The sequence below is a fragment of the Terrabacter sp. Root181 genome (genome assembly GCF_001428505.1).
Lineage (GTDB): Bacteria > Actinomycetota > Actinomycetes > Actinomycetales > Dermatophilaceae > Terrabacter.
Genome location: NZ_LMHU01000009.1, coordinates 16,793 through 29,219, shown reverse-complemented (window position 1 = coordinate 29,219; position 12,427 = coordinate 16,793). Strand labels below are relative to the sequence as shown.

The 12,427-nt window shown below is 69.2% G+C and carries 13 protein-coding genes; 12 read left to right on the top strand and 1 reads right to left on the bottom strand.

Translation table 11 applies throughout. The features are described from left to right. The first annotated feature begins 75 nt into the window (after positions 1 to 75). A complete protein-coding gene (locus tag ASD90_RS18350; protein ID WP_057586566.1) occupies positions 76 to 819 on the top strand; it encodes a ParA family protein in 744 nt (247 codons plus the stop codon). 214 nt (positions 820 to 1,033) lie between these two features. Here ASD90_RS18350 and ASD90_RS18345 read toward each other — a convergent pair whose 3' ends face one another. Continuing rightward, the gene (locus tag ASD90_RS18345; protein WP_056759698.1) at positions 1,034 to 1,321 is read right to left on the bottom strand and encodes a hypothetical protein; all 288 of its coding nucleotides are present in this window, start codon (positions 1,319 to 1,321) and stop codon (positions 1,034 to 1,036) included. A gap of 16 nt (positions 1,322 to 1,337) precedes the next feature. On the opposite strand from ASD90_RS18345, the gene ASD90_RS18340 reads away from it, so the two are divergent. The 11 genes from ASD90_RS18340 to ASD90_RS18290 all read left to right on the top strand — a co-directional run bounded on the left by ASD90_RS18340 (position 1,338) and on the right by ASD90_RS18290 (position 12,426). Beyond that, the gene (locus ASD90_RS18340; protein WP_157610610.1) at positions 1,338 to 1,895 is read left to right on the top strand and encodes a hypothetical protein; all 558 of its coding nucleotides are present in this window, start codon (positions 1,338 to 1,340) and stop codon (positions 1,893 to 1,895) included. Between the two features lie 45 nt (positions 1,896 to 1,940). Then, on the top strand, positions 1,941 to 2,987 hold the full coding sequence (locus ASD90_RS18335) for a hypothetical protein (protein ID WP_056759696.1): 1,047 nt from the start codon (positions 1,941 to 1,943) through the stop codon (positions 2,985 to 2,987). Positions 2,988 to 3,147: 160 nt separating this feature from the next. After that, entirely contained in the window at positions 3,148 to 4,479 is a 1,332-nt protein-coding gene (locus tag ASD90_RS18330; RefSeq protein WP_056759694.1) for a sugar ABC transporter substrate-binding protein, read from the top strand. Between the two features lie 156 nt (positions 4,480 to 4,635). Next, the gene (locus ASD90_RS18325; RefSeq protein WP_056759692.1) at positions 4,636 to 5,469 is read left to right on the top strand and encodes a carbohydrate ABC transporter permease; all 834 of its coding nucleotides are present in this window, start codon (positions 4,636 to 4,638) and stop codon (positions 5,467 to 5,469) included. Further along, positions 5,466 to 6,371, top strand: a complete 906-nt coding sequence (locus tag ASD90_RS18320) for a carbohydrate ABC transporter permease (RefSeq protein WP_082588853.1) — start codon at positions 5,466 to 5,468, stop codon at positions 6,369 to 6,371. Before ASD90_RS18325 ends, ASD90_RS18320 begins: the two co-directional genes overlap by 4 nt. Then, on the top strand, positions 6,368 to 7,432 hold the full coding sequence (locus ASD90_RS18315; protein WP_056759690.1) for a D-2-hydroxyacid dehydrogenase: 1,065 nt from the start codon (positions 6,368 to 6,370) through the stop codon (positions 7,430 to 7,432). The genes ASD90_RS18320 and ASD90_RS18315 overlap by 4 nt, the downstream gene beginning before the upstream one ends. Continuing rightward, a complete protein-coding gene (locus tag ASD90_RS18310; protein WP_056759689.1) occupies positions 7,432 to 8,199 on the top strand; it encodes a DeoR/GlpR family DNA-binding transcription regulator in 768 nt (255 codons plus the stop codon). The genes ASD90_RS18315 and ASD90_RS18310 overlap by 1 nt, the downstream gene beginning before the upstream one ends. A gap of 90 nt (positions 8,200 to 8,289) precedes the next feature. Next, on the top strand, positions 8,290 to 9,651 hold the full coding sequence (locus ASD90_RS18305; RefSeq protein WP_056759688.1) for a hypothetical protein: 1,362 nt from the start codon (positions 8,290 to 8,292) through the stop codon (positions 9,649 to 9,651). Continuing rightward, positions 9,648 to 11,390, top strand: coding sequence for an IlvD/Edd family dehydratase (locus ASD90_RS18300; RefSeq protein WP_056759687.1), 1,743 nt, complete (start codon positions 9,648 to 9,650; stop codon positions 11,388 to 11,390). The genes ASD90_RS18305 and ASD90_RS18300 overlap by 4 nt, the downstream gene beginning before the upstream one ends. Continuing rightward, positions 11,387 to 11,746, top strand: coding sequence for a hypothetical protein (locus tag ASD90_RS18295; RefSeq protein WP_056759686.1), 360 nt, complete (start codon positions 11,387 to 11,389; stop codon positions 11,744 to 11,746). The genes ASD90_RS18300 and ASD90_RS18295 overlap by 4 nt, the downstream gene beginning before the upstream one ends. After that, positions 11,743 to 12,426, top strand: coding sequence for a polysaccharide deacetylase family protein (locus tag ASD90_RS18290; RefSeq protein WP_056759684.1), 684 nt, complete (start codon positions 11,743 to 11,745; stop codon positions 12,424 to 12,426). Before ASD90_RS18295 ends, ASD90_RS18290 begins: the two co-directional genes overlap by 4 nt. The last annotated feature ends 1 nt before the right edge of the window (position 12,427 follow it).

The following is a 12,427-nucleotide window of genomic DNA, read 5'->3' as shown; positions in this document are numbered from 1 at the left end:
CGACGGATCTCGTGCGACTCTTCCACGGCGAAGCTCGTCGAGAAACTCCCACGAAGGCCGTGACAGGATGGCCCCGTGGCGGCAACGGTGATCGCGGTATACAGCACCAAGGGTGGGGTCGGAAAGACGACGACCGCTGTCAACCTCGCCTGGCAGGCGGCATCCGAAGGGCGAGACGTTCTCCTGTGGGATCTTGACCCGCAGGCCGCGGCGACCTGGCTGCTGCAGGTGAAGCCGCATCTGCGAGGAGGCGCTGAGGCGCTCGTGCGGGGCAGGAAGCCCGCGAACAAGGTGGTGCGCGAATCGAAACTCGAGCGGATCGACGTGCTCCCCGCCGATGAGAGCTACCGCGACCTCGACATTGCCCTCGACGCGGCGAAGAAGCCGTCGTCCCGCGTGACGGAGGCACTGCGGCCTCTCCGCAGGCACTACGACGTCATCATCCTCGACACCCCGCCGGGCGCGTCGCTGGTCGCCGAGAACGCGCTGCGCGCAGCGGACGTCGTCGTTCTGCCGCTCATCCCGTCGGCGCTGGGGCTGCGCTCGCTGGAGCAGGTGCGCGGTGTGATCAAGGATGCCGGCGGCCACGTCAAGCTCGTTGCATTCCTCTCTCAGGTGGACCGACGAAAGCGCGCCCATGTGGACGCGCTCGAGCAGCTTCCTGCGGCGCACAAGGAGGTCGGCGACGGCTACGTCGGCGCGAGCGTCGTCGTGGAGCGCATGGGCGAGCACCGCGCGCCGATAGGCGTCTACGCCCCGACCTCGGACTCTGCCAAGGCGTTCGCGGACCTGTGGAAGCGCGTCCGGCGCGCTTCTTGAGGCCGCGCTCGGGCTGGTTCGGATAGCCGGTACGAAAACCGCGATCGACCCCGGTTTGAGAGCGGAGAGAAATCAGCGCGGTGGGGGACATGGCGGACGACGGCATAGACCCGACCGAGGATGTGCCGCCTGGCCCGCAACCCGTCATCCACCCGAGCGGTCGCTCCATACCGTCGGGAGGACGCTGGTGCGGTGAAACTCCCGATGGGAGTTGTCAGAGGCGGGACACGGCCACGAGGCCGGGGTCGAGGCCGAGTGTCTCGGCGACTTCGGCACGCACGGCGGATGCCAGTGCGGACTCGGCTGCCTCGTCCCGTCGGCGTCCTGCGAGGCTCACCATGGCTCCAGGTCCGGAGACCGCCCCAGCCGGGCTGACCAGCACGACGACGTCATCGGGGACGAGGTCGAGGGCCACCGCTGCGGCTGCAGCGACCTTGCGTGACAACGCACGGGCTGCCTCGTCGGGGAGGTCGGGGCCGGTGGTGACGCAGATCCAGGGCATGGGCGATCCTTTGTCGATGGCGATCGGATCCGGACTGGTGGGGTCAACGTACGTCGTCGTCGGTGCCTCCGGCATCCTCGCCCCGCTCGGCCGGTCGCTGTTTCGTGTGAGGGAAGGGGAGGGCCACCCCTTCCGGGTCGGGATCTCACGGGGATCGCGTCTGGCGGAGGGGGACTGGGACCGACGGTTCGCGCTCGACGCCCGTGACCCCCGGGCCGTGCGCAGGATGCTCGCTGACCTCCGGTCCGATGGGGTGGGCGTAGACGTGGCGGTGGGCTATGCGGGCGCGTTGAGTCCGGAGTCGTGGTCCGTCCTCGCGCGCGCCGCGGCGCACGCAGTCATCGTGCTGCCGAGCCGATTCGCGGATCCGTTGGGGGGCGAGGAGGCGGCCGCCGCCTGGCTGCCGACCCGGGCCACCACCCGCGTGCTTCTCGGATGGGCTGGAGGCGACGGTGACGTGCGGTGGCACACACCAGAGGAGATCTCTCGCGTCGTCGCCGACGCTGTACTGGACGAGCGAGCGGAGCCGCTCACAGTCGGACGCGTCACGCCGTGGAGCGAAAGGCCCGCCTGACGCGCCGACCGTCGGTCTGCCGCGGCGCGGGTGGAGGATGCGCTCATGAGCGACGTCGCCAGCGATCCGATCCCGCCCCCCGACCGGCAGCACGTGCGCGAGCCGTGGCCGCCGGTCAACGGCACGCCCGGGACGACGCAGGGTCGCTACGGCAGGGCCGGCAACCTCGAGCTCGTCGCGCCGGCGGTCGACGACGGTCTGTGGGTCGGCTGGTTCAACGCGGACCCGGAAGAGACCTACCAAGGTGCGGCAGTGGGGTCGTGGAGCGGTGCGTTGCGCTTCGGCAGGGGCATGCGATACGTGTCGGCCACGATTGCCCAGGTACAGGCCGGTCCCGACTTCCTCGAGGTGCTTGCGATGAGCGAGGCGGGTGAGCTCCGACGCCACGTGTGGACACCGACAGACGGGTTCGTCGACCACGGCGCCGTTGCCCACGGGGTATCGGGTTCGTCCGGAGTGGTCGAGACACCGGACGGCGATCACGTGGTGGCCGTCGTGGGCGCGCTCGGCCTGCAGATCCTGAGCGGAAGGCCGGGGCGTGGCTACCCGGTCATGACCCTCGAGTCCGCGGTCGACCGGCCCGGCCTCGGCAGGCTCGGGAGACCCGAGCTCGGTGACGACGACGCAATCGTGGGTGTGGACGCTGCGTGGCACGTCCGGGTGGCGGGGGGCGAGGGGCATCTGGACGTCCTCATCCGTTCGCAGAAAGGCCAGGTGCTGCTGGGATGCGCGTCTGGTTCGCGGGTCTGGACGTGCGTCGCACAGAGGGCGGGCGCGGCAGCCCTGGCAGCAGCGGGTCAGCAGCGGGCCGTCGTTGTCATCGTGGAGGGCCACGTCTGGCTACACGTTCTCGATCGCGACGTGCAGGACGCGCCCGCCCAGCCCGCCCAGCCCGTCGAGCCCGACGAGCTCGTCGACCTCGGACCGGCGGAGGCGGTGGCCCTGGCGGCCGGGCGGGTGCATGGACGCGGTCCCTGGCAGGTCGTGCTCCGAAGTGGCGACCGCCTCCGGCACGTCAGCGGCGGCCGGTCGAGCGAGGTCACCGCCGACGGCTGGGCAGCGACCGGCATGGCTTCCCTGCACCGCGGCTGACCCCCGGCTGGACGACGCGGCCTTCGGCGCGAGGGTTCATGGCCGTGCTCAGCCTGAGAGTTTCTGAGAGTTTTTGCGCAAGAATGCTTGCGCACGCTTGATTCTGGTACCTACAGTGGGTCATCGATCCGCCTTGCGGCCTCTCCAGAAGGGACCCCCCATGTCACAGCTCGACCGCCGCACCTTCCTTCTCTCCACCGGCCTGATCGGCGCCACCGCCGCTCTGGCCGCCTGCTCGGGCGGTTCGGAGACGCCCACGTCGACCGGCGGCGCACCTGCCGTGTCCACCGGCAAGCTCAGCGGCACCGTCACCCTGACCACATGGGGCAGCGACCAGGAGGTCGCGGCCTTCAAGAAGATCGCCGCTGACTTCACCGCGGCCCGCGGCGCCCAGGTCAAGATCGAGGTCCTTCCCTACGACCAGATCCGCACCGTCGTCGACCGCAGGCTCCAGGCGAACCAGGCGCCCGACCTCTTCCGGGTCTCGTACACCGACGTCACCGGCTACGCCGCGAACGGTGTCCTCGCCGATCTCAGCGACCACATCGACAGCTCGTTCGGTCAGCAGTTCTTCCCCGGGCTCTGGGCGGCGATGCAGTACGACGGCGCCCCGATCGGGGTGCCGCACCACACCGACACGTCGGCGCTCGTCTACAACAAGGCACACTTCGCCAAGGCCGGCATCACCTCCGTGCCGGACTCGCTCGAGTCCGCCTGGACGTGGGAGGAGCTGGTCGGCGTCCTCGGCAAGCTCAAGACCGCCAATCCCGGTGTCTCCCCCTTCGCCTTCAACTACCAGCTGTACGGTGCCTACCGCTGGTTCAACACCCTCTTCCAAGCCGGCGGTACGGTGCTCGACGCGTCCATGAAGAACGTCACGCTCGACACCGAGCAGGCGAAGAAGGCGCTCACGTGGACGCAGAGCCTGTACACCCAGGGCCTTCACGCCCCGAGTGTGCTCGTCAAGCGACCGACCTACCCGGACGAGATCTTCCCCACACAGAAGATCTCGATGATCCAGGCCGGCGACTTCCTCGTGCCCTCGCTCGACGGCGCCATCGCGAAGAAGTTCGAGTGGGGCGTCACCTACCTGCCGCACGACAAGGCGGCAGCCACGGACCTCGGCGGCAACGCGGTGGTCGTGACCGAGGGCTCGCCGAACAAGGACGCGGCGATCGAGTTCGCCAAGTTCCTCGTGACCAAGGAGAACATGCAGTACTTCTGCGAGAAGACGACGGTCCTTCCAGTCCGCAACGACCTCGCCGACGCCAAGCTCGCGTTCGATGTGAAGCCCGACCTCATGCCGGTCTTCCAGAAGCAGGCGACGACGATGCCCGAGGCGCTCGTCAAGACGTCGACGCTGCCGTCCTTCCCGGGCATCAACCAGGCCCTAGTCGACAACATGGACCAGTTCCTGTCGAACCCGTCGGCCACGGTCGACTCGGTCGTCGGCGGCCTCACCACGGCCATCCAGAAGGCCCTGCAGGTCTGAGCAGCGAATCGTTGCCCTGACCAGTTCCCGACCGAGCGGAGGACCATGACCACGGTAGTAACGAGACGGCGTGCGCCGGAGCCCCCGGTGCGCGCCGGCGGGAGGCGGCGCGTCGCCTCCGCAGCCCTGAAAGCCGAGCGCAGGGCAGGCCTGCTCATGGCGAGCCCCGCGCTGCTCGTCTTCACCCTGTTCATGTTCATCCCGCTCGCGCTGACCTTCTGGTACAGCCTGCAGCGATACTCGGGCTTCGGCCGGATGCGCTTCATCGGGCTCGACAACTACGCGGCCATCATCAACGACGCGACGTTCTGGACCGCGTCGCTCAACACGCTGCTCTACACGGCGCTGACCGTCCCGATCGGCATCGTGTGCGGCCTCTCGGCGGCCCTCCTGCTCAACCGGTGGATGCCTGCGCGCGGGCTCTTCCGGGCCCTCTTCTACGTGCCGGTCGTCATCTCCGGCGTCGCGTCCGGCATCATCTTCCTGCGTCTCTTCGACCCCATTGTCGGCATCCTGAACCAGATGCTCACGACCATCGGGCTCCCGGCCATCGACTGGCAGGGCAACGGCACCTGGGCGCTCGTCTCCATCATCCTGGTGAGCACCTGGCAGGGCATCGGCTTTGGCATGGTCGTGTATCTCGCTGCCCTGCAAGGCATTCCGCGGGAGGTCTACGAGGCTGGAACGGTCGACGGTGCGGTCGGTTGGAAGCGGTTCATCCACATCACGTGGCCGCTCCTGCGCCCGACGACCTTCTTCCTCGTCGTCTACTCGATCATCGGCAGCTTCCAGGTCTTCGACGTGGTCTACGTCCTCACCCGCGGGGGTCCCGGAACGTCCACGACCTTCCTCGTGCAGTACGCGTACGACCAGGGCTTCAACCAGCGACGCCAGGGATACGCCGCGGCCATCGGCGTGATCATCTACCTGGTCGTCCTCGTCTTCACCGTGCTCCAGTGGCGCTTCTCCAAGAGCAGGGACGACGCATGAGCACCGCACTGACGAGTGTCGCCACGACCGAGGTCACCGCGATCGAGGAGGCGAACGCCACCCTTCCGAAGGACGAGGAGCGGCACCAGCCACGACGCGTCGTGCTGACCCGCGTCGCGATCGCGGTCGTCGCCGCGATCATCCTGATGTTCCCGATGTACTGGATGCTGCGCACCTCTGTCGCCACAAGCGACGAGCTGTCCACGTTGCCCGTGCCGCTGTGGCCTCAGGACTGGCACTGGGAGAACTACACCCAGCCGTGGAGCCAGTACCCCTTCGCGCGGTGGCTCGCGAACTCCGTCGTCATCGCCGTGCTCTCGGTCGTCTTCACGCTCGCCATCAACCTCATGGCCGGTTACGCCTTCGCGAAGCTGCGCTTCCCGATGCGCAACCTGCTCTTCCTGCTCATCATCAGCACGCTCATGGTGCCGGTTCAGGTCATCATGGTCCCGCAGTTCCAGATGGTCATCGACCTCCACCTGCTCAACAGCAACTGGGGCGTAGTGTTGCCGCGCCTCGCCGAGGCGTTCGGGCTCTTCATGGCGCGCCAGTTCTTCCTCAGCGTGCCGGACGAGCTCATCGAGGCCGCGCGCATCGACGGAGCCGGTCACTTCCGGACCTTCTGGAGCGTCGTGCTGCCCCTGTCCAAGCCGCTCATCGCGTCCCTCGTCATCTTCACCTTCATGTGGCGATGGAACGAGTTCGTCTGGCCGCTCATCGTGCTCAACGACCCCGACGCCTACACGCTGCCGGTCGGCCTCCAGTTCCTCATCCAACAGTTCAGCTCGAACTTCGGGCCGCTGCTCGCGATGTCGTTCCTGTCGATCCTGCCCATGCTTCTCGTGTTCGCCTTCTTCCAGAAGTACTTCGTCGAGGGTGTCGCCCGGACGGGGCTCAAGTGACGACGCCCGCGAGGTCGGCCCTCGCGCCCCTGCACGTGCTGGTCACGCTGGACTTCCCGGAGTCGTTTCTCGACCGGGTGCGAGCCGTCGACCCACGCGTCGTCCTGGACCACCACCCGGTAGCCGAGCACGAGGACCCGGCGGGCGTCGTGCCCGCTCACGTGCTCGCGCGCGCCGAGGTCATGTACACCAGTGCCGTCCTGCCCGGGCCCGACACGGCACCGTCCCTGCGGTGGGTTCAGCTCGACACGTCGGGAATCGACCACGTCCGGGGAACTTCCTTGTGGCACAGCGACTGCGTCATCACGACCCTCGGGGGTGTCAGCCCTGCACCTCTCGCCGAGTGGATCATCATGATGGTCCTCGCGCACGCCCACCACCTGCGCACCACCGAACGCCTCGCTGCCACGCACACCTGGCCGTCGCGGGAGTACCGGTGGAACAGCCTGATGCCCCGCAACCTGCGGGCGAGCACCATCGGCATCGTCGGTTACGGGCGCATCGGCAAGGAGGTCGCGCGGATCTCCCGAGCCCTCGGCATGGACGTGGTCGCGCTCCGTCGAGGAGGATCCGCACCCGTCGAGGCAGGCTCGCCCGTCCGCACCGAGGAGCGGTTCGGCGACTCGGGTGACGTCGAGGGCGTCACCGAGCTGCCGGCCTCGCAGCTGCACGATCTGCTCGCGCGCAGCGACTACGTCGCCCTCACCGTGCCTCTCACACCGCAGACCGAAGGCATGATCGGGGCGAGCGAGATCGCCGCCATGAAGCCGACGGCCGTTCTCGTGAACGGCAGTCGAGGCGGCGTCGTCGACGAGGCCGCCCTTCTGGCGGCCCTCGACCAGGGACACCTCGACCTCGTCGCGAGCGATGTCTTCGACGCCGAGCCGCTGCCGGTCGACCACCCGTTCTGGTCGCACGAGCGATCCGTCGTGACGCCCCACGTGGCGGGCTTCGCGCCCGACTACCTCGACGTCGTCGGCACCCTCTTCACCGACAACCTCCGCCGCTATCTTGCGGACAGCCCGTTGCTCAACGTCGCCGATCGCGAAAGGGGCTACTGATGCTCCCCGTCCAGCGCCACGCGGAGACGCTCGGCCTGATCACCCGGCAGGGTGTGGTCAGCGTCGAGGACCTCGCCGCGCATCTCGAGGTGAGCCTGTCAACGGTACGCCGTGATCTGGACGAGCTCGAACGCCAGGGACGCGTCAGGCGAGTCCACGGCGGGGCCGTCGTGGACGGTCCGCAGGTGCCAGACGCACCCGAGCTGCCCCCGGCGATGCGTGAGGTCGAGCGCCAGGAGGAGAAGCAGGCCATCGCCCGTCGGGCCATCCGTCTCATCGAGCCCGGGTCGGCGCTGCTCCTCACCGGTGGCACGACGACGGCGGCCCTGGCGCCCCTGCTCGCCGCGGTGCCCGACGTCACCGTGGTGACGAACTCTCTCGACGTCGCGATCCGCCTGGCCGACGTGGACGTCGACCTCGTCGTGCTCGGCGGGGCGCTGCGGCGCCCCGAGCTCAGTCTGCTCGGTTCGCTGGTCGGCCTGACCCTGGGCGAGCTGCACGTCGACCACGCGATCATGGGCGTCTACGGCGTCGACCACCGCAGCGGCCTGCTGGGGGCCAGCGCGCTCGAGTGCGAGACGGACCGCCGACTGGCGGGAAGCGCCGACCGCCTCACCGTGCTCGCCGACTCGAGCAAGTTCTCGCGCCGTAGTCCCCACCGCATCTGCCCGCTCGACGCGGTCACGGAGCTCGTCACCTCGGCTGCCGCTGACGAGACCGACGTCTCCGTCCTCCGCGACCAGGGACTCGTGGTCCACGTCGCCTGAGGCGACGACATCCGCCCCAGCAACCGTGATCCGCCAGCTCCACCACCCGCCAGCACGTCCCGTCCCTCGAGCCACCGAAGGAACCATGTCATGACCACCCGCAAGATCGTCCTCATCGGGGCGGGCAGCGCCGTCTTCACGCGTGGCCTGCTGGCCGACCTGATCTCCGCCGACGACCTCGGTGCCTGGGAGATCTCGCTCGTCGACGTCGACGAGGTCGCGCTCGGTGTCGCGGTCGGACTCGCCGAGCTCATGGTGCAGGCGCGCCGAGCGGGGGACCGCATCAGTGTCCGGGGCACTGCAGATCGCACCCAGGCGCTGCCCGGCGCTGACTTCGTCGTCACGTGCGTCGGCGTCGGCGGACGCGACGCGTGGCTCCGCGACCACGAGACGTGTCAGGCCCACGGCGTCTTCCAGCCGGTCGGCGACTCCGTCATGCCGGGTGGCATCAGCAGGCTGCTGCGCACGGTCCCGGTCATGGTGGAGGTCGCGCGCGACGTCGTGCGCCTGGCGCCGGACGCCCTCTTCTTCAACTACAGCAACCCGATGACGGCCAACGTCATGGCCATGACCCGGCACGCCGGTGCCACCGTGGTCGGTCTCTGCCACGGCATGCACCACGTCCAGCGCGAGCTAGCCCAGCTCATCGACGAGCCCTTCGAGCGCACGTCGACCTTGTATGCCGGCATCAACCACCTGACCTTCATCTACGACTTCCGCCTCGACGGCCAGGACGCCTGGCCGCTCGTCGCGAAGGTCCGCGAGCAGGAGCGCTCCGAGCCGGCCGACCCCGGCGACATCGGCAACATCTTCGTCGACCGCATCAAGGCGGCACAGAACCCGTTCTCGTGGGAGCTGTTCGATACCTACGGTGCCTACCCGGCCGCCAACGACCGGCACGTCACGGAGTTCTTCCCGCAGCGCTGGCCGTCAGGGGCCTACTACGGCAAGACGCTCGGCGTGGACGCCTTCTCCGTGCCCGAGATCCTCGAGTGGGGCGAGAACCGCTACCAGTCGATGAAGGCCCAGGCGGAGGGTCGAGCACCGTTGGACGAGAGCATCTTCGGACGCTCCACGGGTGAGCAGGAGCAGCTCATCGCCATCATCCGGTCGGTCATCGAGGACCGCCGTGAGATGTTCTCGGTCAACGTGCTCAACAACGGTGCCGTGCCCGGCCTGCCCGATGACGTCGCCCTCGAGGTGCCGGGCGTCGCGACGGCCCGAGGCCTGCGCGCGATCCAGGTGCCCGACCTGGGCTCACCGCTCACCGCGATCCTGGCCCAGCGGCTCGTGTCGGTCTCGCTCGCCGTGGAGGCGGCCATGACCGGCGACCGGGGCCTCGTCGTCGAGGCGATGATCGCCGATGGCGCCGTCGCCGACCCGGAACACGCGCGTGCGCTGACGGACGCACTCATCACGGCCCAGGCCGAGCACCTCCCGGCATTCGCATGAGCGCGCACGAGGGCCCCGTCGCAACGTCCGGCCTGCGCAGCGCCGGCTGGTTCCAGGCGCCAAGCAAGAACGGCATCCTGCACCGGTCCTGGTTGCGCAGCGAGGGACTCCCCGACGACTCCTTCGACGGTCGCCCCGTCATCGGTGTCGCGACGAGCTGGTCCGAGCTGACGCCGTGCAACGCGCACCTGCGCGAGGTGGCCGAGCACGTCAAGCGCGGCGTGTGGCAGGCCGGTGGGGTCCCGTTCGAGTTTCCGACCGCCTCGATCGGCGAGACCATGGTGCGCCCCTCGGCCATGTTGCTGCGCAACCTCGTCGCCATGGACCTCGAGGAGACCTTGCGCGGCAATCCGATCGACGGCGTCGTGCTCCTCGCCGGCTGTGACAAGACGACGCCCGCCTACCTCATGGGTGCGGCGAGCACCGACCTCCCGTCGCTGCTCATCACTGGTGGACCGATGCTCAACGGCCGGTGGCGTGGCCAGACGGTGGGCTCCGGCACGTCGGTCTGGAGGATGACCGAGGAGCACCGGGCCGGCCGGATGACCGATGCCGATCTCGCCGAGGCCGAGTCGTGCATGAGCCGCAGCCGCGGCCACTGCATGACCATGGGCACGGCGTCGACCATGGCCTTGCTCACCGAGACGCTCGGCATGCAGATGCCGGGCACCGCGGAGCTGCCGGCCGACGACGCCCGGCGTCGCACGGCCTCGCACCTGGCCGGCCGGCGCATCGTCGACATGGTCGCGGAGGACCTGCGGCCGAGCGCCATCCTGACGCGCGAGGCATTCGAGAACGCCATCCGGGTCAACGCCGCGATCGGCGGCTCGACCAACGCCGTCGTCCACCTGCTCGCCCTCTCCCGGCGGGTCGGGGTGCCCCTCGACCTCGACGACTTCGACCGCCTCGCGCGTGAGGTTCCGACGCTCGTCGACGTCATGCCGTCCGGTCGGTTCCTCATGGAGGACTTCGCGTATGCCGGCGGGCTCGGTGCCGTCGTCGCCCAGCTCCACGACCTGCTGCACCGGCAGACGATCGGCGTCAGCGGCAGATCGCTGGCGGAGGCGTACGCGGGCGCGCAGCGTTGGGACGCCGAGGTCATCCGCGACTTCGACGCGCCGTTCCAACCAGCGGGGAGCGGCACCGCTGTGCTGCGCGGCAACCTCGCGCCGCGCGGCTGTGTCGTCAAGCAGTCGGCTGCGAGTCCCGACCTCATGGTCCATCGCGGGCGGGCGGTCGTCTGGGACGACTACGAGGCCTACCTCCGTGACGCGGACGACCCCGACCTCGATGTGGAACGCGACGACATCCTCGTCCTACGTGGTGCTGGTCCGAAGGGCTACCCCGGCATGCCCGAGATCGCGAACCTCCCGCTTCCTGCCAAGATGCTCGCCGCGGGCGTGACCGACATGGTCCGCATCAGCGACGCCCGGATGTCCGGTACCTCCTACGGCACCGTGGTGCTCCACGTCTGCCCGGAGTCGGCGGTCGGCGGTCCGCTCGCCGCGGTGCGGACCGGCGACCTCATCGAGCTCGACGTGCCCGGCCGCCGCCTGCACCTCGACGTGTCCGACGAGGAAATTGAGCGTCGCCTCGTCACCGAACCGCCGCGGCCATGGCAGGCCAGGCGCGGCTACCAGCGCCTCTACGTCGACCACGTGCTCCAGGCCGACGAGGGCGCCGACTTCGACTTCCTCGTCGGCGCCGAGACCGCCATCATCCCCAGGAGATCGCAATGATCGACCACCTCAGTGACGCGGGCACGCTCGCGGCCCCGGCAGCCGTCGACGTGCCGGCCGTGCTCGCCGCCTGCCACGGCCGACTGCTCGAGCGCGAGGGCATCGCCATGTTCGTCGCCCTGGACGATGCACGGCCCGGGGGCGACCTACGGGTGGGCGACGTGACCGCACTCAGCGACGGTGCACGGGCTGCCGAGCTGCTCGACGGCTACTACGCGGGGCTGGAAGCCGTCGGCTTCCCCGCGCAGTACCCGGACGAGCCCGACGAGACGGGTGCGCGCGAGCTCATCGACGCGCTCGTCGTCCTCAGCGACCAACACCTCCGCGCGCACGTCGACGGCGAGGTGACGTCATGAGCATCCTGACCAAGGACTACCAGCGCCAGGCCTTCGCCGACGGCAAGCTGCTACGAATCGTCAACTGGCACAACACTCCCGAGTCGCAGCGCGGAGTGCTCAAGGCCGAGCTGTCGTGGTATCTCGACCACTACGTGCCGCTGCTGCCCGAGGACCTCGACCGGTTCACCGACACGGGCGAGTGGCACCTGCCCAAGCCCGGCTTCATCCCCGTCTTCTACGACAGCTACCTCAACAACGCGACCGTCGCGGCACCCGTGTGTGACGAGCTGGGGCTGACGGCCTGGTTCTTCCCGACCACGGCGATCCTCGACGTGCCGCCGGAGGAACAGTCGGCCTACGCCGAGAAGCACGACTTCACGATCCTCGACGAGGAGCGCGACCAGGCGGCCTACGCCATGACGTGGGACGACCTCGCCGTCATCGCGAAGCGCCACGTCATCGCGGCGCACACCGCCAACCACGCCGCGGCCAAGGACATCGTCACCCCGGACGACGTCGAGCGCGAGATCACCGCACCCATCCGGGCCCTGACCGAGCTGACCGGCGTCGCGCCGGCCGCCTTCGCGTTCCTCTACGGCACGCCTCCAGACCCGGCGACGCCGGCCGGGCGAGCCGTCCTGGACAGCGGCATCCGCTACGCGACGACGAACACGGCCTACCTGAGGATCAAGGACTGAG